Annotated in this window: 26 protein-coding genes; 10 read left to right on the top strand and 16 right to left on the bottom strand. The window is 70.0% G+C overall.

The features are described 5' to 3' along the window. The first annotated feature begins 254 nt into the window (after positions 1 to 254). The 4 genes from rplJ (at position 255) to ACZ46W_RS29790 (ending at position 9,308) form a co-directional block, all read left to right on the top strand. On the top strand, positions 255 to 785 hold the full coding sequence (rplJ, locus tag ACZ46W_RS29805) for a 50S ribosomal protein L10 (protein ID WP_468343979.1): 531 nt from the start codon (positions 255 to 257) through the stop codon (positions 783 to 785). A gap of 113 nt (positions 786 to 898) precedes the next feature. Continuing rightward, on the top strand, positions 899 to 1,285 hold the full coding sequence (gene rplL / locus ACZ46W_RS29800; RefSeq protein ID WP_468343976.1) for a 50S ribosomal protein L7/L12: 387 nt from the start codon (positions 899 to 901) through the stop codon (positions 1,283 to 1,285). A gap of 539 nt (positions 1,286 to 1,824) precedes the next feature. Next, positions 1,825 to 5,310 (top strand): DNA-directed RNA polymerase subunit beta, encoded by a 3,486-nt coding sequence (gene rpoB, locus ACZ46W_RS29795; protein ID WP_366130399.1) that lies wholly within the window; start codon positions 1,825 to 1,827, stop codon positions 5,308 to 5,310. Between the two features lie 98 nt (positions 5,311 to 5,408). Next, positions 5,409 to 9,308, top strand: coding sequence for a DNA-directed RNA polymerase subunit beta' (locus tag ACZ46W_RS29790; RefSeq protein ID WP_366130400.1), 3,900 nt, complete (start codon positions 5,409 to 5,411; stop codon positions 9,306 to 9,308). A gap of 92 nt (positions 9,309 to 9,400) precedes the next feature. Here ACZ46W_RS29790 and ACZ46W_RS29785 read toward each other — a convergent pair whose 3' ends face one another. The 9 genes from ACZ46W_RS29785 to ACZ46W_RS29745 all read right to left on the bottom strand — a co-directional run bounded on the left by ACZ46W_RS29785 (position 9,401) and on the right by ACZ46W_RS29745 (position 17,527). Continuing rightward, a complete protein-coding gene (locus tag ACZ46W_RS29785; RefSeq protein ID WP_366130401.1) occupies positions 9,401 to 9,664 on the bottom strand; it encodes a hypothetical protein in 264 nt (87 codons plus the stop codon). Then, the gene (locus ACZ46W_RS29780) at positions 9,651 to 9,887 is read right to left on the bottom strand and encodes a hypothetical protein (RefSeq protein WP_468343971.1); all 237 of its coding nucleotides are present in this window, start codon (positions 9,885 to 9,887) and stop codon (positions 9,651 to 9,653) included. The genes ACZ46W_RS29785 and ACZ46W_RS29780 overlap by 14 nt, the downstream gene beginning before the upstream one ends. Positions 9,888 to 9,917: 30 nt before the next feature. Beyond that, positions 9,918 to 10,799: a peptidoglycan-binding protein gene (locus tag ACZ46W_RS29775; protein WP_468343968.1), complete on the bottom strand. Its 882-nt coding sequence runs from the start codon at positions 10,797 to 10,799 to the stop codon at positions 9,918 to 9,920. 191 nt (positions 10,800 to 10,990) lie between these two features. Next, on the bottom strand, positions 10,991 to 11,641 hold the full coding sequence (locus ACZ46W_RS29770; RefSeq protein WP_468343965.1) for a hypothetical protein: 651 nt from the start codon (positions 11,639 to 11,641) through the stop codon (positions 10,991 to 10,993). Then, a complete protein-coding gene (locus ACZ46W_RS29765; protein ID WP_468343962.1) occupies positions 11,638 to 11,841 on the bottom strand; it encodes a hypothetical protein in 204 nt (67 codons plus the stop codon). Before ACZ46W_RS29765 ends, ACZ46W_RS29770 begins: the two co-directional genes overlap by 4 nt. Further along, positions 11,838 to 14,213 (bottom strand): hypothetical protein, encoded by a 2,376-nt coding sequence (locus ACZ46W_RS29760; protein ID WP_468343959.1) that lies wholly within the window; start codon positions 14,211 to 14,213, stop codon positions 11,838 to 11,840. The genes ACZ46W_RS29765 and ACZ46W_RS29760 overlap by 4 nt, the downstream gene beginning before the upstream one ends. Beyond that, positions 14,200 to 15,459 (bottom strand): hypothetical protein, encoded by a 1,260-nt coding sequence (locus tag ACZ46W_RS29755; protein ID WP_468343956.1) that lies wholly within the window; start codon positions 15,457 to 15,459, stop codon positions 14,200 to 14,202. The genes ACZ46W_RS29760 and ACZ46W_RS29755 overlap by 14 nt, the downstream gene beginning before the upstream one ends. 245 nt (positions 15,460 to 15,704) lie before the next feature. Further along, complete coding sequence (locus tag ACZ46W_RS29750) at positions 15,705 to 16,775, bottom strand: hypothetical protein (protein WP_468343953.1); 1,071 nt, start codon at positions 16,773 to 16,775, stop codon at positions 15,705 to 15,707. Between the two features lie 44 nt (positions 16,776 to 16,819). After that, complete coding sequence (locus ACZ46W_RS29745; protein WP_468343950.1) at positions 16,820 to 17,527, bottom strand: hypothetical protein; 708 nt, start codon at positions 17,525 to 17,527, stop codon at positions 16,820 to 16,822. Positions 17,528 to 17,587: 60 nt separating this feature from the next. Here ACZ46W_RS29745 and ACZ46W_RS29740 point away from each other — a divergent pair, with 60 nt between their 5' ends. After that, entirely contained in the window at positions 17,588 to 18,013 is a 426-nt protein-coding gene (locus tag ACZ46W_RS29740) for a hypothetical protein (protein ID WP_468343948.1), read from the top strand. Between the two features lie 71 nt (positions 18,014 to 18,084). On the opposite strand, the gene ACZ46W_RS29735 is transcribed toward ACZ46W_RS29740, so the two are convergent. The 4 genes from ACZ46W_RS29735 to ACZ46W_RS29720 all read right to left on the bottom strand — a co-directional run bounded on the left by ACZ46W_RS29735 (position 18,085) and on the right by ACZ46W_RS29720 (position 20,007). After that, positions 18,085 to 18,417 carry a hypothetical protein gene (locus tag ACZ46W_RS29735; RefSeq protein WP_468344377.1) on the bottom strand — a complete coding sequence of 111 codons (333 nt, stop codon included), beginning with the start codon at positions 18,415 to 18,417 and terminating at the stop codon, positions 18,085 to 18,087. 65 nt (positions 18,418 to 18,482) lie between these two features. Next, the gene (locus tag ACZ46W_RS29730; RefSeq protein ID WP_366130411.1) at positions 18,483 to 18,773 is read right to left on the bottom strand and encodes a hypothetical protein; all 291 of its coding nucleotides are present in this window, start codon (positions 18,771 to 18,773) and stop codon (positions 18,483 to 18,485) included. A gap of 130 nt (positions 18,774 to 18,903) precedes the next feature. Further along, the gene (locus tag ACZ46W_RS29725) at positions 18,904 to 19,485 is read right to left on the bottom strand and encodes a phage tail tube protein (RefSeq protein WP_366130412.1); all 582 of its coding nucleotides are present in this window, start codon (positions 19,483 to 19,485) and stop codon (positions 18,904 to 18,906) included. Between the two features lie 120 nt (positions 19,486 to 19,605). Further along, positions 19,606 to 20,007 (bottom strand): hypothetical protein, encoded by a 402-nt coding sequence (locus tag ACZ46W_RS29720; RefSeq protein WP_468343944.1) that lies wholly within the window; start codon positions 20,005 to 20,007, stop codon positions 19,606 to 19,608. A 287-nt stretch (positions 20,008 to 20,294) separates the two neighbouring features. Here ACZ46W_RS29720 and ACZ46W_RS29715 point away from each other — a divergent pair, with 287 nt between their 5' ends. Further along, entirely contained in the window at positions 20,295 to 20,579 is a 285-nt protein-coding gene (locus ACZ46W_RS29715) for a hypothetical protein (protein ID WP_468343942.1), read from the top strand. Positions 20,580 to 20,684: 105 nt separating this feature from the next. Here the strand turns inward: ACZ46W_RS29715 and ACZ46W_RS29710 are convergent, their stop codons facing one another. The 3 genes from ACZ46W_RS29710 to ACZ46W_RS29700 all read right to left on the bottom strand — a co-directional run bounded on the left by ACZ46W_RS29710 (position 20,685) and on the right by ACZ46W_RS29700 (position 22,418). Further along, entirely contained in the window at positions 20,685 to 20,897 is a 213-nt protein-coding gene (locus tag ACZ46W_RS29710) for a hypothetical protein (protein WP_468343939.1), read from the bottom strand. Then, entirely contained in the window at positions 20,894 to 21,682 is a 789-nt protein-coding gene (locus ACZ46W_RS29705; protein ID WP_468343936.1) for a hypothetical protein, read from the bottom strand. Before ACZ46W_RS29705 ends, ACZ46W_RS29710 begins: the two co-directional genes overlap by 4 nt. Before the next feature lie 385 nt (positions 21,683 to 22,067). Further along, positions 22,068 to 22,418, bottom strand: coding sequence for a WhiB family transcriptional regulator (locus ACZ46W_RS29700; protein WP_468343933.1), 351 nt, complete (start codon positions 22,416 to 22,418; stop codon positions 22,068 to 22,070). Between the two features lie 211 nt (positions 22,419 to 22,629). Here ACZ46W_RS29700 and ACZ46W_RS29695 point away from each other — a divergent pair, with 211 nt between their 5' ends. The 4 genes from ACZ46W_RS29695 to rpsG all read left to right on the top strand — a co-directional run bounded on the left by ACZ46W_RS29695 (position 22,630) and on the right by rpsG (position 25,426). Next, entirely contained in the window at positions 22,630 to 23,085 is a 456-nt protein-coding gene (locus ACZ46W_RS29695; protein WP_468343930.1) for a helix-turn-helix domain-containing protein, read from the top strand. 167 nt (positions 23,086 to 23,252) lie between these two features. After that, a complete protein-coding gene (locus ACZ46W_RS29690) occupies positions 23,253 to 24,296 on the top strand; it encodes a hypothetical protein (RefSeq protein ID WP_468343928.1) in 1,044 nt (347 codons plus the stop codon). A 285-nt stretch (positions 24,297 to 24,581) separates the two neighbouring features. Beyond that, entirely contained in the window at positions 24,582 to 24,953 is a 372-nt protein-coding gene (gene rpsL, locus ACZ46W_RS29685) for a 30S ribosomal protein S12 (RefSeq protein WP_003948652.1), read from the top strand. Between the two features lie 2 nt (positions 24,954 to 24,955). Beyond that, a complete protein-coding gene (rpsG, locus tag ACZ46W_RS29680) occupies positions 24,956 to 25,426 on the top strand; it encodes a 30S ribosomal protein S7 (protein WP_031076642.1) in 471 nt (156 codons plus the stop codon). Positions 25,427 to 25,455 lie beyond the last annotated feature (29 nt).

Here is a 25,455-nt window from a genome sequence, read left to right as displayed (position 1 = left end):
TTGCTTGACGTCGGGGCGGTCCCGTACTCTTCCACAGAAGCCAAAGACCGCTGGTCGTTGCTGCGCTCGTCAGAGTCGCGGCGGCCGAAGGATCCGCTAGCTGCGGACGACCCGCGTAGGTGACAGTGGATGTACTCCCGGATTCCGATCCGGTTGAGTCACGCCCCGTGCGCCTGCGCCGGGGCGTTTCGTTTTGCCCAGTCTCCTTCCTTCAGCCCACGCGGTCCGAATCACCCGGAAGGAGGCCGAGGCTCATGGCGAGGCCCGACAAGTCTGCTGCGGTTGCCGAGCTGACGGACAAGTTCCGCAGCTCGAACGCCGCCGTGCTGACCGAGTACCGCGGTCTCACCGTGGCACAGCTCAAGACGCTGCGCCGTTCGCTCGGTGAGAACGCCCAGTACGCCGTGGTGAAGAACACGCTGACCAAGATTGCGGCCAACGAGGCCGGGATCACGACGCTCGACGACCAGTTCACTGGTCCGACGGCTGTCGCCTTCATCACCGGTGACCCGGTGGAGTCGGCGAAGGGTCTTCGTGACTTCGCCAAGGAGAACCCGAACCTGATCATCAAGGGCGGTGTCCTTGAGGGTAAGGCGCTCTCCGCCGATGAGATCAAGAAGCTTGCGGACCTCGAGTCCCGCGAGGTTCTGCTCGCCAAGCTGGCGGGCGCCATGAAGGGCAAGCAGTCCCAGACTGCCGCGCTCTTCCAGGCGCTTCCCTCGAAGTTCATCCGCACCGCGGAGGCGCTTCGTGCCAAGCAGGCCGAGCAGGGCGGTGCCGAGTAATTCGGCTCGCGCATTGACCGTGGCCCGCTAGGGCGGCGGTCGCAGCGGGCCCAACGTACGCCCGCCTCACATGTACACCCGGCACCAGCCGATTTAGTGGAAGGACCGCCATCATGGCGAAGCTGTCTCAGGAAGACCTGCTCGCGCAGTTCGAGGAGATGACCCTCATCGAGCTCTCCGAGTTCGTGAAGGCGTTCGAGGAGAAGTTCGACGTCACCGCTGCCGCCCCGGTCGCCGTTGCCGCCGCTGCCCAGGGTGGTGGCGAGGGTGCCGCCGCCGTCGAGGAGAAGGACGAGTTCGACGTCATCCTCACCGGCGCCGGCGACAAGAAGATCCAGGTCATCAAGGTCGTGCGCGAGCTGACCTCCCTGGGTCTGAAGGAGGCCAAGGACCTCGTCGACGGCACCCCGAAGCCGGTCCTCGAGAAGGTCGCCAAGGACGCTGCCGACAAGGCCAAGGAGGCCCTCGAGGGCGCCGGCGCCTCCGTCGAGGTCAAGTGACCTTGCGAGTCTCCTGACTCACGTATGACGCCCTCACAGGGCGTTTCGAAGGGCGATCACCCATCCGGGTGGTCGCCCTTCGGCGTTGCCGTGACGCCTGCCTTGCGCTGAGCCCAGCGCGGAGTATGGTGATCTTCGCCGTGCGCCCCACATGGCCCCACACGGCTGGGGGCCTTGACGAACCGCACGCCGCGCGCAATTCTCAGGACGCGCCGTCACAACGATCCGGATCCGAGGCATGGATCGACGGCCGAACGGGCAGTATCGATGTGCGCCAACGGCGCGAGGTGCCGCGGAGTTGAGAACAACGAGGGTCGCGATTTACTCGCCCTGGACATCAGTGGGCCAAGTGGCTACACTGACCCTTTGCGCTGCCTGTTAGCTGCCCCCTGCCCGTCACCAGGGGCATCCCCTCGCAAGAGCACAGTTGACCGAATGCCCTGACCAGGCCTTTTGGCTGAAATCAGGAAGTCTGTCTCCGTGTCCGGCGTGGGACCGGTACGCGCGTAGTGAGTCCGAGCCCTCGGAAGGACCCCCTCTTGGCCGCCTCGCGCAACGCCTCGACCGCGAATACGAACAACGGCGCAAGCACCGCCCCGCTGCGCATCTCCTTTGCAAAGATCAAGGAGCCCCTCGAGGTTCCGAACCTCCTCGCGCTGCAGACCGAGAGCTTTGACTGGCTGCTCGGCAACGCCGCGTGGAAGGCTCGTGTCGAGGCGGCTCTGGAGTCCGGACAGGACGTCCCCACCAAGTCCGGTCTGGAGGAGATCTTCGAGGAGATCTCTCCGATCGAGGACTTCTCCGGGTCGATGTCGCTGACCTTCCGCGACCACCGCTTCGAGCCCCCGAAGAACTCGATCGACGAGTGCAAGGAGCGCGACTTCACGTACGCCGCGCCGCTCTTCGTCACGGCCGAGTTCACCAACAACGAGACCGGCGAGATCAAGTCCCAGACGGTCTTCATGGGCGACTTCCCGCTCATGACCAACAAGGGAACGTTCGTCATCAACGGCACCGAGCGTGTCGTGGTGTCGCAGCTCGTCCGCTCGCCGGGTGTGTACTTCGACTCCTCCATCGACAAGACGTCCGACAAGGACATCTTCTCCGCCAAGATCATCCCGTCCCGGGGTGCCTGGCTGGAGATGGAGATCGACAAGCGCGACATGGTCGGTGTCCGCATCGACCGCAAGCGCAAGCAGTCCGTGACCGTCCTCCTCAAGGCGCTCGGCTGGACCACCGAGCAGATCCTCCAGGAGTTCGGCGAGTACGAGTCCATGCGCGCCACCCTGGAGAAGGACCACACCCAGGGCCAGGACGACGCGCTGCTCGACATCTACCGCAAGCTGCGCCCGGGCGAGCCGCCGACGCGCGAGGCCGCTCAGACGCTGCTCGAGAACCTCTACTTCAACCCCAAGCGCTACGACCTCGCCAAGGTCGGCCGCTACAAGGTGAACAAGAAGCTCGGCGCCGACGAGCCGCTGGACGCCGGTGTGCTCACCACCGACGACATCATCGCCACGATCAAGTACCTGGTGAAGCTCCACGCGGGCGAGACCGAGACGATCGGCGAGAACGGCACGCAGATCGTCGTCGAGACCGACGACATCGACCACTTCGGCAACCGTCGTCTGCGCAATGTCGGCGAGCTCATCCAGAACCAGGTCCGTACGGGTCTGGCTCGTATGGAGCGCGTCGTGCGCGAGCGCATGACGACCCAGGACGTCGAGGCGATCACGCCGCAGACCCTGATCAACATCCGGCCGGTCGTCGCCTCCATCAAGGAGTTCTTCGGCACCAGCCAGCTCTCGCAGTTCATGGACCAGAACAACCCGCTGTCGGGTCTCACCCACAAGCGCCGTCTGTCGGCGCTTGGCCCGGGTGGTCTCTCCCGTGAGCGGGCCGGCTTCGAGGTCCGTGACGTGCACCCGTCTCACTACGGCCGTATGTGCCCGATCGAGACCCCCGAAGGCCCGAACATCGGTCTGATCGGTTCGCTCGCCTCGTACGGACGCGTCAACGCGTTCGGTTTCGTCGAGACGCCGTACCGCAAGGTCGTCGACGGCCAGGTCACCGACGAGGTCGACTACCTGACCGCCGACGAAGAGGACCGCTTCGTCATCGCCCAGGCCAACGCGCCGCTGACCGAGGAGCTCCGGTTCGCCGAGAACCGCGTCCTGGTCCGCCGTCGCGGTGGTGAGGTCGACTACGTCGCGCCCGACGACGTGGACTACATGGACGTCTCGCCGCGCCAGATGGTGTCGGTCGCGACCGCCATGATCCCGTTCCTCGAGCACGACGACGCCAACCGTGCCCTCATGGGCGCGAACATGATGCGCCAGGCCGTTCCGCTCATCAAGGCGGAGGCGCCGCTGGTCGGTACCGGCATGGAGTACCGCTGTGCCACCGACGCCGGCGACGTCATCAAGGCCGAGAAGGACGGTGTGATCCAGGAGGTTTCGGCCGACTACATCACCGTCGCCAACGACGACGGCACGTACACCACGTACCGCGTCGCCAAGTTCTCGCGCTCCAACCAGGGCACCTCGGTCAACCAGAAGGTCATCGTCTCCGAGGGTGACCGCGTGATCGAGGGCCAGGTCCTCGCCGACGGCCCCGCCACCGAGAACGGTGAGATGGCGCTCGGCAAGAACCTGCTGGTCGCGTTCATGCCGTGGGAGGGTCACAACTACGAGGACGCGATCATCCTGTCGCAGCGCCTCGTGCAGGACGACGTCCTCTCCTCGATCCACATCGAGGAGCACGAGGTCGACGCCCGTGACACCAAGCTCGGCCCGGAGGAGATCACCCGGGACATCCCGAACGTCTCCGAGGAGGTCCTCGCCGACCTCGACGAGCGCGGCATCATCCGGATCGGTGCCGAGGTCGTCGCCGGTGACATCCTCGTCGGCAAGGTCACGCCCAAGGGTGAGACCGAGCTGACCCCGGAGGAGCGCCTGCTCCGCGCGATCTTCGGTGAGAAGGCCCGTGAGGTCCGTGACACCTCGCTGAAGGTGCCGCACGGCGAGACCGGCAAGGTCATCGGCGTCCGCGTCTTCGACCGCGAGGAGGGCGACGAGCTTCCCCCCGGTGTGAACCAGCTCGTGCGCGTGTACGTCGCGCAGAAGCGCAAGATCACCGACGGTGACAAGCTCGCCGGCCGTCACGGCAACAAGGGTGTCATCTCCAAGATCCTGCCGATCGAGGACATGCCGTTCCTGGAGGACGGCACCCCGGTCGACATCATCCTCAACCCGCTGGGTGTCCCGTCCCGAATGAACCCGGGACAGGTCCTGGAGATCCACCTCGGCTGGCTCGCCAGCCGTGGCTGGGACGTCTCCGGTCTCGCGGACGAGTGGGCGCAGCGCCTCCAGGCCATCGGCGCCGACCAGGTCGAGCCCGGCACCAACGTCGCCACCCCCGTCTTCGACGGTGCGCGTGAGGATGAGCTGGCCGGTCTGCTGCAGCACACCATCCCGAACCGCGACGGCGAGCGCATGGTGCTCCCGTCCGGCAAGGCCCGGCTGTTCGACGGCCGCTCCGGCGAGCCGTTCCCGGACCCGATCTCGGTCGGGTACATGTACATCCTCAAGCTCCACCACCTGGTCGACGACAAGCTGCACGCCCGTTCGACCGGTCCGTACTCGATGATCACCCAGCAGCCGCTGGGTGGTAAGGCTCAGTTCGGTGGCCAGCGCTTCGGTGAGATGGAGGTGTGGGCGCTGGAGGCTTACGGCGCCGCGTACGCCCTCCAGGAGCTGCTGACCATCAAGTCCGACGACGTCACCGGCCGCGTGAAGGTCTACGAGGCCATCGTCAAGGGCGAGAACATCCCCGAGCCCGGCATCCCCGAGTCCTTCAAGGTGCTCATCAAGGAGATGCAGTCCCTGTGCCTCAACGTGGAGGTGCTGTCCTCGGACGGCATGTCCATCGAGATGCGCGACACCGACGAGGACGTCTTCCGCGCTGCGGAGGAGCTCGGCATCGACCTGTCCCGGCGCGAGCCGAGCAGCGTCGAAGAGGTCTGACGGGTCTGGCCGGGGCTCGGTAACCCTGAGCCCCGGCCCCTCCCCGGACCCCGTACAGACCATGATTGAGACACGACCCTGAGAGGGATTGACGCATAGTGCTCGACGTCAACTTCTTCGACGAGCTGCGGATCGGCCTGGCCACCGCTGACGACATCCGTCAGTGGTCCCACGGCGAGGTCAAGAAGCCCGAGACCATCAACTACCGCACCCTCAAGCCCGAGAAGGACGGACTCTTCTGCGAGAAGATCTTCGGTCCGACCCGGGACTGGGAGTGCTACTGCGGCAAGTACAAGCGCGTCCGCTTCAAGGGCATCATCTGTGAGCGGTGTGGCGTCGAGGTCACCCGCGCCAAGGTGCGCCGTGAGCGGATGGGCCACATCGAGCTGGCCGCCCCGGTCACCCACATCTGGTACTTCAAGGGCGTCCCGTCCCGGCTGGGCTACCTGCTGGACCTCGCCCCGAAGGACCTGGAGAAGGTCATCTACTTCGCGGCGTACATGATCACGTACGTCGACGAGGAGCGCCGCACCCGCGACCTGCCGTCGCTGGAGGCCCACGTCTCCGTCGAGCGCCAGCAGATCGAGAACCGCCGCGACGCCGACCTCGAGGCCCGCGCCAAGAAGCTCGAGACCGACCTGGCCGAGCTGGAGGCCGAGGGCGCCAAGGCCGACGTGCGCCGCAAGGTGCGCGAGGGTGCCGAGCGCGAGATGAAGCAGCTCCGCGACCGCGCCCAGCGCGAGATCGACCGCCTCGACGAGGTGTGGAACCGCTTCAAGAACCTCAAGGTCCAGGACCTGGAGGGCGACGAGCTGCTCTACCGCGAGCTGCGTGACCGCTTCGGCACGTACTTCGACGGTTCGATGGGTGCCGCGGCGCTGCAGAAGCGCCTGGAGTCCTTCGACCTGGAGGAGGAGGCCGAGAAGCTCCGCGAGATCATCCGTACCGGCAAGGGCCAGAAGAAGACCCGTGCGCTCAAGCGCCTCAAGGTCGTCTCCGCGTTCCTCCAGACCAGCAACAGCCCCAAGGGCATGGTGCTGGACTGCGTCCCGGTGATCCCGCCGGACCTGCGTCCGATGGTGCAGCTCGACGGTGGCCGCTTCGCGACCTCCGACCTCAACGACCTGTACCGCCGTGTGATCAACCGGAACAACCGCCTCAAGCGTCTCCTTGACCTCGGTGCCCCCGAGATCATCGTGAACAACGAGAAGCGGATGCTCCAGGAGGCCGTCGACGCGCTGTTCGACAACGGCCGCCGCGGTCGCCCGGTCACCGGTCCCGGTAACCGCCCGCTGAAGTCCCTCAGCGACATGCTGAAGGGTAAGCAGGGTCGCTTCCGCCAGAACCTGCTCGGTAAGCGAGTCGACTACTCGGCGCGTTCCGTCATCGTCGTCGGCCCGCAGCTCAAGCTGCACCAGTGCGGCCTGCCCAAGGCCATGGCGCTGGAGCTCTTCAAGCCGTTCGTGATGAAGCGCCTGGTCGACCTGAACCACGCGCAGAACATCAAGTCGGCCAAGCGCATGGTCGAGCGCGGCCGCACCGTCGTGTACGACGTCCTCGAAGAGGTCATCGCCGAGCACCCGGTGCTGCTGAACCGTGCGCCCACGCTGCACCGCCTCGGCATCCAGGCCTTCGAGCCGCAGCTCGTCGAGGGCAAGGCCATCCAGATCCACCCGCTCGTCTGCACCGCGTTCAACGCGGACTTCGACGGTGACCAGATGGCCGTGCACCTGCCGCTGTCCGCGGAGGCGCAGGCCGAGGCCCGCATCCTGATGCTGTCCTCGAACAACATCCTCAAGCCGGCCGACGGCCGTCCCGTCACCATGCCGACCCAGGACATGGTGCTGGGCCTCTTCTTCCTCACCACGGACGAGGAGGAGCGCGAGGTGCGCGGCGAGGGCCGTGCGTTCAACTCCACCGCCGAGGCGATCATGGCCTTCGACGCCCGGGAGCTCTCGCTCCAGGCGAAGGTCGACATCCGCTTCCCGATCGGCACCGTCCCGCCGCGTGGCTGGACCCCGCCGGTCGCCGAAGAGGGCGAGCCGGAGTGGCAGCAGGGTGACTCGTTCCGTCTGCGGACGACCCTGGGCCGCGCGCTCTTCAACGAGCTGCTGCCCGAGGACTACCCGTTCGTCGACTACTCGGTCGGCAAGAAGCAGCTCTCCGAGATCGTCAACGACCTCGCCGAGCGCTACCCCAAGGTCATCGTGGCGGCGACGCTCGACAACCTGAAGGCGGCCGGCTTCTACTGGGCGACCCGTTCCGGTGTCACCGTGGCCATCTCCGACGTCGTCGTTCCCGAGGCGAAGAAGGAGATCGTCCGTTCGTACGAGGCTCAGGACGAGAAGGTCCAGAAGCAGTACGAGCGCGGTCTGATCACCAAGGACGAGCGCACGCAGGAGCTCATCGCGATCTGGACCAAGGCGACCAACGAGGTCGCCGAGGCGATGAACGACAACTTCCCGAAGACCAACCCGATCTTCATGATGGTGAACTCGGGTGCCCGAGGCAACATGATGCAGATGCGTCAGATTGCCGGTATGCGTGGTCTGGTGTCGAACGCCAAGAACGAGACGATCCCGCGTCCCATCAAGGCGTCCTTCCGCGAGGGTCTGTCCGTGCTGGAGTACTTCATCTCCACGCACGGTGCCCGTAAGGGTCTGGCGGACACCGCCCTGCGTACCGCCGACTCGGGTTACCTGACCCGTCGTCTGGTGGACGTCTCGCAGGACGTGATCATCCGCGAGGAGGACTGCGGCACCGAGCGCGGTCTGAAGCTGCGGATCGCGGTCAAGGACGAGGCGGGCGTGCTCCGCAAGGCGGACGACGTCGAGACGTCCGTGTACGCGCGGATGCTCGCCGAGGACGTCGTCGTCGACGGCAAGGTCATCGCGCCGGCCAACGTCGACCTGGGTGACGTGCTCATCGACGCCCTCGTCGCCGCGGGCGTCGAGGAGGTCAAGACCCGTTCGGTCCTGACCTGTGAGTCCGCGGTCGGCACGTGTGCGTACTGCTACGGCCGTTCGCTCGCCACCGGCAAGCTGGTCGACATCGGTGAGGCGGTCGGCATCATCGCCGCCCAGTCCATCGGTGAGCCCGGTACGCAGCTCACCATGCGTACCTTCCACACCGGTGGTGTGGCCGGTGACGACATCACCCAGGGTCTGCCCCGTGTCGTCGAGCTCTTCGAGGCTCGTACGCCGAAGGGTGTCGCCCCGATCTCCGAGGCCTCCGGCCGCGTGCGGATCGAGGAGACCGAGAAGACCAAGAAGATCGTCGTCACCCCGGACGACGGCAGCGACGAGACGGCCTACCCGATCTCGAAGCGCGCCAAGGTCCTGGTGCACGAGGGCGACCACGTCGAGGTGGGCCAGAAGCTCACCGCGGGTGCCACCAACCCGCACGACGTGCTGCGCATCCTCGGCCAGCGTGCCGTCCAGGTCCACCTGGTCGGCGAGGTCCAGAAGGTCTACAACTCGCAGGGCGTGTCGATCCACGACAAGCACATCGAGATCATCATCCGGCAGATGCTGCGCCGTGTGACGATCATCGAGTCCGGCGACGCGGAGCTCCTGCCGGGCGAGCTGGTCGAGCGGTCGAAGTTCGAGTCGGAGAACCGTCGTGTGGTCACCGAGGGCGGTCACCCCGCCTCCGGCCGTCCGCAGCTCATGGGTATCACCAAGGCGTCGCTGGCGACGGAGTCGTGGCTGTCCGCGGCCTCCTTCCAGGAGACGACCAGGGTCCTGACGGACGCGGCGATCAACGCCAAGTCCGACTCCCTGATCGGCCTCAAGGAGAACGTCATCATCGGTAAGCTCATCCCGGCCGGTACGGGTCTGTCCCGCTACCGCAACATCCGGGTCGAGCCGACCGAGGAGGCCAAGGCCGCGATGTACTCGGCCGTCGGCTACGACGACATCGACTACTCGCCGTTCGGCACCGGCTCCGGCCAGGCCGTTCCGCTGGAGGACTACGACTACGGTCCGTACAACCAGTAAGCGAGTCGCTTGATCGACCGGAGGGCGGCCACCCCGTTTCGTACGGGGTGGCCGCCCTCCGGCGTTTCACCGGCCGGCCGCCTTCCGGTGTTTCACCGGCCGGCCGCCTGCCAGAGGGCGAGCGTGAAGGCCGCGCACGCGGTCAGCGCCGTGACGCTGGCGAGCGGCCAGCGGGTGCGCTCCAGCGCGTCGAGCCGGGTCTCATGGTCGGCGAGCTGCTTGTCGGTCTGGTCGCTGCGCTGGACGAGCAGGGCGAGGGAGCCGTCGACCCGGGCGAACCCGGCTTCCAGGGTGCCCCGCAGCCGTTCCAGTTCGAGGGCGACCGCGACCGGGTCGTTCCGGTCAGTGTCGTTCATCGGCGGCTCCCGGCGACCCGCTGCTGAGCCAGGAGGGCAGCAGCCTCTGTACGGCCTCCAGGGCCATGATCCGTGTGACCGCGCCGGCGACGGCCAGTGCCCCCGCGACCCAGGGGAGGGTCGCCGGGACACCGGACGCGTCGACGATCGCGGGGAGCACGACGGCGATACCCACGGCGGACTGGAGGACGGTGCGCGCGGTGCGCTTGGCGGCGTCGGACATGGGGGGATCTCCTCATCCGGTGTGGCGGAGTTATCGGGTGTACGGAACCTTCAGGGCGTTCCAGGACGTGGGGCCCGGTACGCCGTCCGCGTCGGCGCCGGAGAAGCCGAGCTTCCGCTGCCACCGCGCGTAGCTGCGCCGGTCGGCCTCCGACCAGCGGGGCCCCGGGCCGACCGCGTACTCCGAGCAGCCCTCGGCGACCAGGCGGCGGCCCATGGCGGTGATCACCGGGGAGCTGGTCCTCGCGGTGAAGAACGCCGAGCCGGGGAACGGCTGGTAGCGGGGGGTGGCGGGCCGGTCCGGGCGGGCCGGTGCCGTGGTGGTCTTCAGCCGGGCGGCGACACGGGAGCGCATCGTGCGCATCTCGAAGCCGCGCGGGTCGGTCTTGCTGGAGGTCCACTCCTTGTGGCCGATCACGGAGGCCGCCGACCAGCCGTGTGCCCGGCAGATCGCGGCGCTCGCCCGCTCGATGGCGTCCATCTGGGCGGCCGGCCACGGGTCCTTGCCGTCACCGAGGTTGACGCACTCGAAGCCGTAGAAGTGGGCGTTGCCGTCGGTGTCCTGTTCGTTCGGCGAGGGCGGGGCGGTCTCCGCCCGGACCGCGCGCAGTACGTCGCCGTCGCCCGCCCCGGCGTGGTTGGCGCGGCCGTTGGCGATCAGGTGGACCGTGCCCTCCTTGTCGATGACGGCCTGGCAGAGGGGGCCGGGCAGGGCGGCGTACCCGTCGCGGCACAGGGCGACGGAGGCGGCGGAACCACTGGAGACGGTGTGGTGGACGATCACGCCGTGCACCGGGCCCCAGGCACCCTTGTGGTTGCGGTTGCGGGTGCGCCAGCCGGGGTGTTCGACGACGCGCACGCCTTCGGCGCGCAGGGCGGCGAGGAGCCGGTCGGGGGAGAGGGGAGCTGCCATCGGTGAGTCTCCTCGTCTGGGGATGTCGGGGCGGGGCGGGGTGTGCCGGGGACGCCGGGGGACCTCGGGGGGTGCCGGGGGATCTTGGGCGGGTGCCGGGGGACGGGTAAAGCCCGGCCCGCCGCGCGGCGGGGGGCGCGGGGAGGGCCGGGCAGGGGGCGTGCGGGGTGGTCACATCGCGGGGCCGGGTCTCAGATCACCGGGTCGATGCGGATGAACCGGGTGTCGAAGTTGCCGGTGCTGCTGGTCGCCGCGGTGCGGTACGCGGGCGTGGCGGTGTGCGTGGTCCCCACGGCGAGGCCACTGACCAGGAACTGTGTCGACACGGATGACCGGTTCGGGGTGTTGACCAGCGCCGCCCGGTCGTCGGAGGCGCCGAGCACCACGGCCCCGGCGGAGTTGCGGACGTTCGCCGACATGTAGGTGCCGACGCCCGTGGCGGTGCTGTGCATGTAGCAGCCCACGGTGATGATGACCTGGCCGGAGGCGGGCACCGTGAACGAGGCGTTCATCGGGTCGCCCACGGCGTCCGTCAGGGTCTCCGACCACGCGGTGCTGGTGGTGCTGCCGCCGTCCAGGTTGACCCGGAAGACCGGCACCGGGCCGACCGGCGCCCAGGCCGAGCCGGTGTAGTACATCAGGCGCCCGGGAGAGGCGATCCACGCCACCATCCCGGCCACCGGTGCCGTGATCTTGGCGTCGCGCTCGGAGGCGGTGCCGAAGCGCATCACCGTGCGCCCGTCCAGGGACTGGGCGAGCGACTGGAGGTGCGAGGGCAGGTCGGCGGGGTCGCTCGGCTGCGGGTAGGGAAGGCCGCTGAGAGGGGTGTACTGGGTGGTCATGCGATCTCCTCCTGTCCTCCGCCGGAGACGGGGGCGACGGGGGCGGACTCGGGGGCCGGGATGTCGGGGGCCGGCGGTTCGGGGGCCGGGTCGTCGGGGACGGACGTGACGGGGTGCTCCTCCAGGAGCACCTCGACCGGTTGCGTCGGGTCGCCCGGGGCTTCGGTGGTGATGTCCACGGGCGGCGGGTTCTCGGTCACGGGGCGCTCTCCTTGACCTGCCGCCAGGTCAGCCCGCTCCCCGAGAGGTCTCCGAGGGTCGGGTACGCGGCGGCGACGGCCGTGTAGGTGGTGCCGGCCGCGGGCGGGGTGCGGTCGGAGGGGGTGTCCGGGGTCAGGCCGGCGTCCGCCGGCAGGCCGTTGGTCCTGGTCCCGCGGAGGGTCAGGGTCTGCTGCACGGCCCCGGGCGCCGTCGAGGCCGTCTTGATGCCGACGACCCAGGCGTACGTGTCCAGCGCGGCGCCGCTGGAGTCGACGACCCGGACGACGTCGCCGAGCTGGAGGCGGGGGTCGTACAGCACCTCCACCTCGCCGAGGACCGGCACGGGGTACTGGCCGGCCGCCCGCATCGCGTCGGCGAGTTCCTGCGCGGCACGGTAGTCCTGGACCCAGTCGCTCGCCTCGGCGCAGAACTCCTGGCGCCCGTAGTACTTCTCGCTGGTGCTGCCGGAGGCCCACGAGGTCGCCTTCCGCTCGACCGCCTCGGTGGACGGCTTCAGCGTCTGGACCCGGATCGAGGGCTTGCCGTCCTCGGTGACCGTGTAGAGGCGCCGGGCGGTGCGGTTGGTGAGCCGCAGCACCAGGTGCCCCTCCTCCCGGCGCGCGAGGATGTCCACGGCGCCCTTGACGGCGTCCGCGCCCGCCGCGTTGGCGGCCGCGAAGCGCACCGAGAAGCCCGGTGCGACGCTCTGGTCGTCGTCGACGTTCGGCGGACCGATGTCGAACTCCTCCTCGGCGAGTACGTACTTGAGGGTCACCGAGCTGTTGCCGGGCACCTCCCGCACCACCGTGTCGTTGTACGTCGTCCCGCTCGACACCTGCACGGACGTCCAGTCCTTGTAGGGCTGGACGCAGTAGTTGCGGCAGGCGTCGATCTCCTCGGTGACGGTGAGCGCCGCGATGTCCCGGACCGATGTCAGGGTCAGGTCGGGTGCCGTCGGGGGCTTCGCGAAGCGCGTGTGGTTGCGCCAGTGGAAGATCCCCCGTTCGTCGAACTCGGCCGTCGACATGCTCGCCTTGGCGATCTGGGTGATCACCTCCCACTGCGAGCCGGACACGCGCGGCACCGCGTACAGCGGCAGGACGGCGTCGTCGAGCTCCGCTTCCTTGGCCCAGGCTCCCGTCTGGGCGAACTCCGTGGCCGTGGGCGCGGCGGCCAGACCGCTGGTGAGCTGGACGGCCTCGGCGGAGAGCTGGGTGACCAGCCGCAACTGGTACAGCTCGGCGGCCGGCTGTTCGGCCGAGGGATCGGTGAAGGTCGCCGGGCCGCACGGATAGTGCTTCCCGTCGGGGCCGGTGAGGAAGGGCTGCACGGTCGGCAGCACGGAGGAGCCGGTCGACGTGGTGTCGAACAGCCCCCCGATGTGCCAGACGCCGGGCTTGTCCTTGAGCGCCGAGACGCCCCACGAGAAGTACCAGCCGTTGCCCTCGCGGGTGCCGGAGTGCATGAACACCTTGCCGGCCGCGAAATCGACGGCCAGCCGCAGCCGCCCGGTCGCCGTACCGGTGCGGTTGAGGTCCAGCTCCAGGGCGACGGTGCCGCCGAAGCCGACGGCGCTGTTCACCCACGCCTCGGCGAACAGCCGGCTGCCCGGCACGGTGACCCGGCTGCGCGGGAACCACGAGGCGGTCATCGCGCCGTTGTCCGGCGCGCCGGCGTGCGGCACGAGTGCCATCTCGTGCGGGGCGCCCTCCCGGCTCCAACTGTAGTGACGGGGGTCGGGAACGATCTCCGGCTGCCCGTAGGTGGCGGCGAACCCGCCGTGCAGCGAGGCGTACACCAGGGTGAGCGGCGAGGCCGGGTCGAACTCCGGATGCCGCGGCGGCGGGCAGGAGTGGACGCCCGCCTGGCGCAGCAGTTCGTCCACGCACCAGGTGGCGGTGGCCACCGGCCGCCTCCAGTAGAAACCGGCGTACGGCTTGGGCAGCTCCGCGGGGCCGTGCAGCCGCTCGGCGCCGTCCAGCGCGGTGAGCTGCACCGTGTCGGTGCCCGACGCGGCGGAACGGTTGCGGAGGGTGCCCCGGAACGCCGGCAGGACGCCCGCGTCGGTGCCGTACCCGTGGACCACGGACTGGCCCGGGCGGGCGATGTCACCGCTGGAGCGCGGCGCCCACGGCGAATAGAGGGCCGGGGCCGAGGTGCCGCCGCTGCCGGAGAGCTGGAGCTGCAACTGTGCCGACGAGCTGCCGGAGAAGGCACGCATGGCGTCCGGCAGGTCGGTGCTGTAGCTGCGCTCCAGTTGCCAGGACTGGACCTGCTCGGAGACGTCCTGGCCGCCGAGACGGGTGGTGTGGTCGGCGATGCGCGACCCGGACCGGAGTGTTCCGGTCAGCGCCTCGTCAGTTGCTCGCACTGGTCACCTCCGCCAGTTCGATCGAGACGTTGCGGTACGGCAGGGGCCGGGCGGGGGAGTCGGTGTACGCCGTGACGGCCATGACCGGGCACCCGTCACCGGGCAACTGGGGCACCGTGGGGTCCAGGTGGAGCAGCTTCGCCGGGCCGATCCGCGACTGGAACGCGGTGGTGGCGGAGGCGAACGACACCGTGGCGGAGACCTGGGTGGCTCCGGCCGGCACGGTCGCCGGGGCCCACCCGGTGGTGGTGGCGAGCGTCGCGCCGGCGCCGTCGTAGAAGGTCAGCGTGCAGTTCTGGGCCCGCGTGCGGACGGCGGCGGGCAGCACGAGGCCGACCAGCCCGGCGCCGGGCGGCAGCGCGTGGCCCTTCTGCGTGCCGTTGACGAAGGCCAGCGTTCCGGCGGTGGACGCGGCCAGGGACGCGACCGCGTATCCCGACGCGTCCGTCGAGAGGGTGACGCCGGTCGCCGACCACTGGGAGAGCGCGCCCTTGCCGGCGGCCTGGTCGGCGAGGAGCAGGTTCGCCGGGGCGGTGGGCACGTGGTCGTCCTCGATGGTCAGCACGGCGCCGTCGAGACCGTACGTCCCGATCTCGCCGGTGACGCCCGAGGGGGTGACCAGCGCGGCGCCCGCGGGCGCGGTCGCGACGAGGGTGTGCCCGGTGTCGGCCGCGGACGACAGGTAGGTGCCCGCCGCGTCGCGCCAGTGCAGGCGCGTCGCGCAGGGGCCGACCCGCCACGACTTCGGCAGCGTGAACCGCACCCGCATGCCGGGTGCGACGGGGAAGCCGGCCCGCGGGCGGCGGTGCCAACTGAGCTGGGCCGTGGTCGTTTCCGGCTTCCAGACGTACGTCTGGGGCAGCGCGCCGGCGGCTGTGGACGGCTCCAGCCTGCCGCTGCCGCTGACGGACGTGTACCAGACGTTGTACGCCGTACTGGACGCGATACGGCCCTCGGCCTGGAGCGGATCGAGCAGGTTGCGGGCGACCGGGTCGATGATCTCGATCGGCCCCGGCCCGTCGATGCGCCGGGCCAGCCGGTCCAGATGCGCCGCGTCGTCCTGCGAGAGCCGGTCGAAGCCGAGCTTGATCCGGCGGGGGGCGCGGCGGGGCGCGATGGTGGTGATCTGGCCGCTCAGCGAGGCGAACTGGGAGACGCCGAGGTCCGCGCCGCGTTCGAAGGCGGTGGCCGCCTGACTGATCTCCCGGAGCTGTCCGGGCAGGCCGACCCAGAGATTCCTTGGCATGGGACGTGCCTCCTTCCTTGGTCGTGACTACCGGGGCCCTGGCCGTCGGTGCCGTGGGCTGTGGGTGCCGTGGCCGTTGGTGCCGTGGGCTGCGGGTGCCGTGGCCGTTGGTGCCGTGGGTTACGGGAGCCGTGGCTGTCGGCACCGTGGGCTGCGGGTGCCGCGTGGCTGTCGGCACCGTGGCTGTCGGCACCGTGGGCTTCAGGAGCCGTGGCTGTCGGCACCGTGGCTACCGGGGTCGTGGGCTACCGGCGGGCGAGCTGCCGGTGTCCGGCGATCACGGCGCGGGCGATGGTCTGGCCGTCGACCTGGACGTGGACGGGCCGGTCGGCGAGCCGCTCGACGGCCTCGGCGAGCCGGGCGATCTGGGCGCGGCCCGCTCCGGGGCCGATCATGCGCTCCAGCTTGCTGAGCGGGATGACGGCCTCGTGCTCGCCGGCCTCACCGATGAGCGCGAGCGTGCCGCCGTTGCGGGGCTGGACGATGCCGCCCTTGGCGAGGTGGGGGATGGGGATCTTCGGCAGGTTGATGGAGAAGCTCTTGCCGCCGAAGACCGGCACCCAGCCCGGGATCGAGACCTTGAAGCCGTTGAGGGCGCCGATGATGGTGTTGACGGCGGTGGCGAAGGCCCGGAAGGGCGCCAGCATGACGTTGCCTATGCCCTTGAGGATCGGCGTGATCACCCCGATCGCCGTCGACACGGCGCTCTGGATCGCCTTCATGCCGGACTTGAAGCCCTTGGTCACGACGGAGACGATCTTGTCGACGTTGACGAACTTGGCGATGAGGGGCGCGAGCAGCGTCATGATGAGGCCGAACGGACTGGCCGCCATGGCCAGGTTGAGCCCCTTCTGCGCCAGGCTCGCCCCCTTGAGCCCCTTGGTGAGCCCGCCACCCATGGTCTTGCCGGTCTTGTCGGCGTTCTTGCCGGCCTTTCCGACCGACTTCTCGACCGCGTCCGCCTGACGCTTGACGTCACGCAGGGCGTTCTTCGCCTTGTCGGCGGAGCCCTTGAGCTTGTCGAGCGAGGTCTTGAACTTGTCCGCGCCGCCCTTGGCCTTGCCGAGCGAGGTGTTCGCGTTGTTGAGGCCGGTCCGCAGCCTGCCGACGGCGGTGTTGCCGTTGTTGGCCGAGGTGCGGAGCTTGCCGAGGGACGAGCCGGCCTTGTCGGCGCCACCGCGCAGTTTCGCCACCGCGGCGGTGCCCTGGGTGGCCGAGGTCTTCATGCCGGAGACGGCTTTTCCGCCCTGTGCCAGGGCCCGGGACAGCCGCTGGGTGGCGGAGGCCGCGCTCCGTAGATTGGTCGTCAATGACACGTCGGTGCCACCTTTCGTACGTCATCCGTGAAACACGGCGGCTGTCAGAGGCTCCTGGCGAGGTTGCGGACACCGTTCTGCGCCGAGCGGAGCTCGCCCATGAGGGCACGCATTTCCTGCCGGGTCTTTCCGGCGTTCTCCATCACCTTCTTGCGGGCCTCTTCCGCGGTCTTCTCGTCCTTTTTGATCCGGTCGAGCGTCTCCTGCAAGGAGCCGGCCTTGCTGATCTTGTCCAGCTTGGTGCGTATTTTCTTTTCCGTGCGCTCCGCTTCCGCCACCAGCCCGGACAGCTCGGTGCGGATCTTGAACAGCTTGGCCCGGTCCTGCGTCGATCCCGCCTCGGTGCGCTTCTCGTTGATCTCGCCTTTTATTCTCTGGAGCTTGCTGACCTCCTTCTCGAGATCCTTCTGGCGTTGCTCGCTCTTCTTCTCCTCGCGTTCTATTCGGTTTTCCAGGTTCTTCTTCTCGTCGGCCCAGGGGAAAGTCGCCCACTGCTTGCCGCGAATGGTGATGCCCTTCTCATCCATCTTGATGAGGGTGAGGTCCGCCTTGACGAACGTGAGGCCCAGCGCGGCGATGGTGAGGTCGGTCTTGAGCCCGGTGATACTGGCGGCGAGCCCGGAAATGTCAAGCTTCATCCCGGTGACGCTGTGACTCAGGTCCCGGTACATTTCCTTGTAGTGCAGCGACTCGTTGGGGTCGATCCAGGATGGTTGGACAACGGGTCTGTTGTTTGCCGGAGTTTGTGCCATTGGTTCCTCGTATCCGGTTATGGGGCGCTATGTCGTGAGCCTGTCGTCGATGGAGAGACCGTGACAATTGGGCCGTGGATTTCGTGGCTTCTGCTGGTCGCCCCCGCGGTGGCCGTTGCGCCATGGGCGGCGGCCTCGCTCCTCGTACACCTGCGGCTGCGGTGGAAAGGGGTGCACGTGGTGGCGAAGTGCGACCACGCCTACCGGTTGAACGGGGGCTATTTGTGCGCCTACCGCTACGTGGACCATGCCGATCAACCGCACTACAGCAGCTCCCGAAGGCCCTACCCGCTCCCTCTGCCCGAGCCCGGGGAGGCGGTGGACGTGGTCTACGACCCCCGGCGGCCCGAGCGCTCACGGACACTGAGCGAGGTGCGGCGGCCGGTTCCCTGGGCGGGCGTGAGCATCGGGTCCTACGCGTTCGCCCAACTGGTCTGCGGCCTCGTGGCAGGCGCCTGGTTGTACGTGGGGATGTTCGGCCGCTGACATGGCCGGGGCCCGACGGACGTGGCCCGATGGCCGGGGCCCGACGGAGGTGGCCCGGGCCCGGCGGAACCTCAGCCGAAGAACCGGACGAGTTCGGCCGGACCCGGGGCCGCCGGCCCGCTCTCCGGCGGGGCGGACTCCTCCGCGTCACCGTCACCGGGCCGCGGCACCGGCGTCGGGTACTCCAGCGCCTCCGCGTCCTCGTCCTGGTTGACCGTCGCGAACATCCAGTTGGACTCGGCGAGATGGTCCACCGCGGCGGCGAGCAGGTAGTCCGACACCGCCCACTCCGCCGCCTCGCCGTGCAACGCGCGCGCGAGCGCGCTGTCGCGGGGCATGTGCCGGACGAGCACCGCGAGCCGGCGCGAGGAGAGCCGGCCGCGGTGCCAGTCGAGCAGGTCCACGCCGTAGTGGCGCAGCAGGTCGGCCTCCAGGGCCTCGGCGTGCTCCTCGACGAGCACGCCGAGGCTCAGCCTTCCCCCAGGCCGAGCCCCGTCTCCTTGCCGTAGGCCTCCAGGATCGCCGCGATGTCCTGCATCGTGACCTCCAGGCGGTCGAAGCGCGCGTACTGCTGCTCGCCCAGGAGCAGCCGCAGCAGGCCGTCGACGTCGTTGTCGTCGAGGTCGCGCAGTTGGCGGGCGGTGGCGCGGGTCAGCTCGGTCGGGAGCTGGAAGGTCTGGTCGTCGAGCTCGAACGACCAGGCGCGGCCGAGCGCTTCGAGACGCTGGGCACGGGCCGCGTTGACGTTGAAGGAGGACATGCGTGGGCTCCTTTGCGAAGGAGGGGGGAAGGGGAACGGGGGAAAAGCGCCGGTGCCCGGCGCGTGGCCACAGGGGACCGCGCGCCGGGCACCGGCGTGGAGGGGCGGGCGCCGGGGGAGCGCCGTGCCCTTACGCGTACGACTTGTCCTTCATGATCCAGGTCGCCAGCGTGGAGCTGCCCTCGGCGGCGAGCGCGGTGAAGGTGACACCCAGCTTCAGCGCCCCGGTGCGGGTCAGGGAGATCTCCTCGGTCTCCGTCACCTGGCCGCGCGGGATGATGAAGCGGTACGTGATGTCCGAGCCGTCCTTGAACTCGATGCCGAGCTGACGCTCGTCCTTCTGCGGCTCGGCGCCCATCGCGTACGTGTAGGTGTCGGTGACACCGGTGGCGGTCACCGGGGCGACCGCGCCGCCGCCCATGAAGAAGGGCAGCGTGTCCTTGTTGAACTGGAGGAGCTGGAACTTCACGGTCAGGTCGCGGTCGGAGTAGATGAACCGGGCCGGGCTCACCGACTGCCAGGTGTCGACCGGGTCGATCTTGTCCTTCTTGTTGAACTTGATGCCGTCGGTGCTGGTGTAGCCGAGCTCGGTCCAGCCGGTCGCCCACTCCTCGGTGGTGTTCTTCGGTGCGGCGGGGGCGGTGGCGCCGGTGGCGGCGACCAGGATGCGACCGGTACCGGCGACGCGGATCTGGTTTCCGTTGTTGGGCATGGGTGACTCCTCTGGTGAAGGGTGCTGCGGATATGGCGAAGGCCCTGTCGCGGGTGCGGCAGGGCCTGTTCATGGGGGCGCGCTGGGTGCGCGGCCGGGGGTGGTGCGGCTGGTGGCGTGTTACGCGGGCCGGATGGAGAGCCGGACGGTCGAGAGGTAGCGGTTGCCGTTCGGCCGGTTGTAGTCGGGCAGCCAGCGCGGCCCGTCCGCCTCGGCCACCTCGGTGACAGCGGCGCCGCCGTACACCGTGCCGGTGGCTTCGAGGAGCGCGGCGCGCGCGGTCAGCGCGACGGTATGGGCGGCGGTCTTGTCCGGCCCGTAGACCTCCAGGTCGATCAGCGGCTGATCGAGGTGGAGGTCGTCCACCCAGGCGCCGCCGACGCGGGAGACCAGGACGACCTTCTGGGTGCCGTCGAATCCGGCGGGCGGCCGGTTGTCGACCACGACCCCGGCCAGTTCCGCCCGGTTCTTGAGGTGGTCGACCACGAGTCGTTCCGCGTCGGGGAAGGCGAGAGGGCTCACATGGACGCTCCCTTCGGGAGATGTGCGGGAGAGGTGCGACAGGCGTGCGGAAAACACGAAGCGGCAGGACCGCCGCCCTGGTGGAGGGCGCAGCTCTGCCGCTGCTCCAAGTGTGATCGACGTCTGAGCGGCCCGCAACCAACTTCCGCCACCGGTCGCCTCATCTGCGCTACGCTCGCTAGCCCGAACACTAGTTCGAGAAAGGGCTCGAACACTCAGCGGGCGTAAGGAGTGGTGGGCGTGGAGACGAAGACGAGGAGCGGGCGGATCGCCGGCGGTGAGGGGCGATGACGATCAGCCCGCAGGAACGACTGGCCGACGTCGCGGCCGCCGCCGTCGAGGTCGCGGCGGAGAGCGCCGCGGCCGGCACGTACACCAAAGGCGTGGGGCGCGCCCTGAGCGCCGTGGTGGCCAAGGTCGGCGCGCGCATCACCGTCGACGCCGAGCTGCGCGGGTTCTCCAGCGGCTGGCAGGAGGCCGTGGCCGCGCTGACCGCCGAACCGCCCGCGCCGGCGGCGCACGCCCCGGTCTTCCGCATCCCCGCCCGGCCGGCCGGGGCGGACCGTGCCTGACCCGCGGACGGCAGCACGAACGCCGGGGCGGCCGCTCCCGTGAGGAAGCGGCCGCCCCGGCGTCCGTCATGAATATCCGTGCTGTACGCGGTTGGTACGCGGGCCTCAGTGCCCGTTCGGCCGTGGCTTCCGGCGCGTCGAGCGCTCGGCGGCGAAGACGTCCTCCAGCCGGTAGAGCTGTGCCCGGCCCTGCCGCCCCACGGGCGCCAGGTGCCCGAGCTGCACCCACTTGCGGATGGTGGTGGGCATGACGCCGGCCTCCTGCGCGGCCAGGTGCCCGGTGACGAGTGCCGGCCCGGCCGGCACCGTACGGCTCATTGGCCGGCTCCCTCGTACGTCGCACCCTCGTCCATCCGCGCGGCGATCTGCGCCAGGCCGCCCTCCGCGGCCTCGGCCAGCTCCTGCCAGGCGTCCTCCGCCCACAGATGCCGGAACGCCGGGTCGCTCAGGCAGTCGCAGTCCGGCACCCCGCACCGGCACCCCGGGTTGACGCACACCACGGCCCGGCTCGTCGGGAACGCGCGCAGGGACACCGAGTCGCACCACGGGCAGCGCCCGGGCACCCGCACCATCGGCTCCGCCTCGCCGAGTGCCCGCGCGCAGCGCCTCGCCATCCGGCGAACCTCGTCCCGTACGTGCGCGGCGAGCGTCGGGTCCTCCGCGACCCGGCCGAGCAGCGCGGTGATGCGCTCCAGCCGCTGCGGGACGTCGGCCCTGCGCGGCCGGCCGAGGCCGAGCCGGTCGTACACCGCCTCCTCCAGCTCGACCACGCCGTCGGTGATGTCCCGGATCGCGTCCGACACGTGCAGGCGGATGGGGGACGCGGTGTGACCCGGTACGGAGAGGCCGTGCCGCTGTTCGTTGAGCAGCGCCTCCTGCCGCTCGGCCCGCAGGCGCGCGGAGCGGGCGGCGAGCTGGGCGGCCCCGGGCGCCGGCCGGTCGCCGGCCGCGCGGCCGCGCCCCGGGGCGGGGGCCAGCTCGGTGAGCAGTTCGGGGAACTGCCGGATCAGCATCGCGGTCCACAGAGCGGCGTCGCGTACGACGCCGGCGTTTGTGCTCGGCAGCCCGGGGGTGGTGGGGGTGCTCGGCTGGGTGGCGGACATGGAGTGCTCCCTCCTGTGCGATGGACGTGGGTGCCCGCCCTTTGACGGCGGGTGGTGCGCCGGCCCCTGGGCGTGGTGGGGGAGCCGGTGGGCGGGGACCGGTGGCGCGTGTTCTTCCGCGAACTCCGGGGCGGAGGTCGGGGCCGAGGGCCGGGGCGTCTCTGGAGTCGGACGGTCCGGAGCGGGCGGTCTGGGGGCCGGGGGCGCCCGGGAGTTGGGCGGCTCGGGAAGCGGAAGGTCCTGGAGCCGGCGGCCTGAGAACCGGACGGGACGGGATCCGGGCGGGCCCGGAGGTGGACGACCGGGGAGCCAGGCGGGTCGGGAGCCGGATCGGCCGGGGGACGGGCGCTCCGAGGCTCGGTGGCCCGGACGGCCGGACGGTCCGTCAGGCGGCTCGGTGGGACTCGGGCGGCTGAACGCCCGCGCCGCCGCTGTCTCCGCCGCGTGCTTGGGCCCGGCTCCGGCGGTTCAGGTCCACCGGCCGCCCGTTGTGCCACAGCCGCCCGGCGCTGACGCCGTCGAACCAGGTGCGCGCGGGGTCCACGGTCTCCTCGCACTGCCGCGTCACGGGGCAGCGCGCGCACGCCCGCAGGGCGGGAGCGGCGTCGGCGGCCCGCCGCGCGAAGACGACGTGAGGCGGCATTCCCGCGCAGGCGGCGTCCGCCCGCCACCCGAAGAACTCCCGCATCTCTGCGGCGGACGAGGATTGAGCGGTGCGGACTGGCGGTACGGACATGACGGAACCCCCTGGTGCACGTACGAACGGACGAGCGAAAAGCGTGTTGCGAGCACGCACACTGGCATGTTGCGAGCGGGCACGCAACCAGAAACGGACCGTGGCATATCCGGTTCTCGACGCAACCTTCACAATTGCGCGCGCGAAAGCGCGCAATCCGTGCGTGCAAGCGCGATACTCTGGTCGCCGCCTCGAAGGGAGGTTGTTGCCCATGTCCGCCAGCGAACTGGAAGAGTTCACCGCCTGGATCGAAGGGGTGATCCGCCGGCAGGGGTATGACATCGACAGCCCGCGCGGCGGCGGCAAGTCGCGCCTGGCCGACGAGGCCGGGGTGCACCGGGCGGCCATCACCCGGCTCCTCCAGGGGCAGAGCATGCCGGACCTCGAAACCATGCGGCGGCTCGCCCACGTCCTGCGCATCCCGGTGCGCGACATGCTCATCAAGTCGGGCAGGCTCACCGAGGAAGACCTGCCGCTCCCGGGCCTGCCGGACGACGTGCCGCCCGCCGAGGAGGCCGCGCCCGCCGGTCTCACGCTGGAGCAGGCCGCCGCCGCGCTCGGCATCCCGCCCGACCAGCGCGACATGTTCATCCGGGTCGCGGGGCAGTTCCTGCCCGACTCCGCAGCGCCGAGGACGGCGGACGCGAAGGGTGCCCGGCAGGCCTGACTCGCCCTTTCTCGTAAGCTGTTGGTGCCTGTCCCCACGATTTCGCAGGCTCAAATGCCCCGGCGGCGCCTGTGTCCCCGGGGGCAGTGCCGTAGGCATGTGCGCCGGCGCGGAGGTTCCGGCGTCAGCGGCGGAACGGGCGGCGACGGGTTGCGAAAGAGAGTGTCATGGTCGAGGGCGAGGGGTGCTCCCGGCCGACAGGCGATCCGCGCGACGACGAGACGGCGGGGACCAGGGCGCGAGGCCCCGTCCGCGGGCTGCCCGAACCGGTCGGCGACCTCCCGGCCCTGCTGGCCGCCCTGGGCCAGTACCTGGAGGGCCACGCGCCCGAGGACGTCGTGATCCTGCTGCGCGAGGAGCTGGCGCGTCGTGAGTTCCAGGCGTACGTCAATGGCTGGCGCGACGCCGCCGACCAGTACGAACCCGTGCTGGAGGAGGCTCGGCGCATAGCCCAGACGCGCCGCTTGCGGCTGGTCGGCCGTACGCCGGGTCAGGCGGCGGTGATCCCGTTCCCCCAGGGCGACGGCGTCGCCGGCACGGACCAGCCGGGCGCCGAGGCGGCCGAACGCCCCGCCCGCAGGGGCCGCACCCGCCCCGCGCCGGGCGCCACCGGCCGCGAGGAGCGCCGCGACCGCACCGACCCCGCCGGGCCCCCGGCCACCCCTGGGACCCGCGGTGGCGCGGCTTCGCCGGACCGCCGGCCCGAGGACGTACCGGAGCCCCGGCGGCCCCGGGAGGCGCCGGCGCAGGACCGGCAGGCCGACCAGGGCCATCGGCCGACGGTCGCCCCACGCGGCGATGAAGGCACCCGACACGGCCAGGGCGCCGGCCAAGCCGCCCCCCGTGGCCAACGACGCCAGCCGGCAGACGCCCCGCACCGGCAGCAGGACCAGACGCACGAGGACCGGCCCCACCAGGAGCCGCCCCACGCGGGCTCGCCCCACCAGGACCCGCCCCGCCACGGCCCCGAGCACCCGGACCGGCCCCGCCAGGAGCCGCCCCGCCAGGACCCGCCCCGCCGCGGCCCAGAGCAGCACCAGGACCGGCCCCACCAAAACCAGCCAGACCAGGGCCCGAAGCGGCAGGACCCCGAGGAGCAGCCCCCGGCAGGCGGCGTCAAACCCGGACTGGTCGCCAAGTCGCCCCACTCCCGCGTTCCCACGATTCCGCGGCTCCCCGCCCGCCGCCGGCGTCCGGGTGACCAGTCCTGAGGCGGTGCACCTCCTCAGGGGGGCGTCCGGCGGGGCCGCCCGGTGGCGTGGTCATTTGTTTTGACCCAGCTCCGTACGGTAGGTACGCTCAGACCTTGTGCCTGGGGTGTGCCTGGGCTCCTGTGCGTGTCCTCAACCGCACGGCGAGTCGAGCATCGGCCACCGTAATCTGCGCCCACTTCCCGCCTCACGGCGGAAGATCGCAGTATTCGACACACCCGACCGCGTGGGTCGGCGACGTTCCAGGTTAGCTTTACTACACGGCACACAGAAACCGGAGAAGTAGTGCCTACGATCCAGCAGCTGGTCCGTAAGGGCCGGCAGGACAAGGTCGAGAAGAACAAGACGCCCGCACTCGAGGGTTCCCCTCAGCGCCGCGGCGTCTGCACGCGTGTGTTCACGACCACCCCGAAGAAGCCGAACTCGGCCCTCCGCAAGGTCGCGCGTGTGCGTCTGACCAGCGGGATCGAGGTCACGGCTTACATCCCGGGTGAGGGACACAACCTGCAGGAGCACTCCATCGTGCTCGTGCGTGGTGGCCGTGTGAAGGACCTGCCGGGTGTTCGCTACAAGATCATCCGCGGCTCGCTCGACACCCAGGGTGTCAAGAACCGCAAGCAGGCCCGCAGCCGCTACGGCGCCAAGAAGGAGAAGTAAGAATGCCTCGTAAGGGCCCCGCCCCGAAGCGCCCGGTCATCATCGACCCGGTTTACGGTTCTCCTCTGGTGACCTCGCTCATCAACAAGATCCTGCTGAACGGCAAGCGTTCCACCGCCGAGCGGATCGTCTACGGCGCCATGGAAGGCCTCCGCGAGAAGACCGGCAACGACCCGGTCATCACGCTGAAGCGCGCCCTCGAGAACGTCAAGCCGTCTCTCGAGGTCAAGTCCCGCCGCGTCGGTGGCGCCACCTACCAGGTGCCGATCGAGGTCAAGCCCGGTCGCGCCTCCACGCTCGCGCTGCGCTGGCTCGTGGGTTACTCCCGCGCCCGTCGCGAGAAGACCATGACCGAGCGCCTCATGAACGAGCTCCTCGACGCCTCCAACGGCCTCGGTGCTTCGGTCAAGAAGCGTGAGGACACGCACAAGATGGCCGAGTCCAACAAGGCCTTCGCGCACTACCGCTGGTAGTCGCACCCACATCGAGACCGAGAGAAGAC

The organism is Streptomyces sp. NPDC031064 (assembly GCF_055570965.1).
The sequence above is the reverse complement of the archived record's forward strand: the minus strand, read 5'-3'. Positions and strand labels throughout refer to the sequence as shown.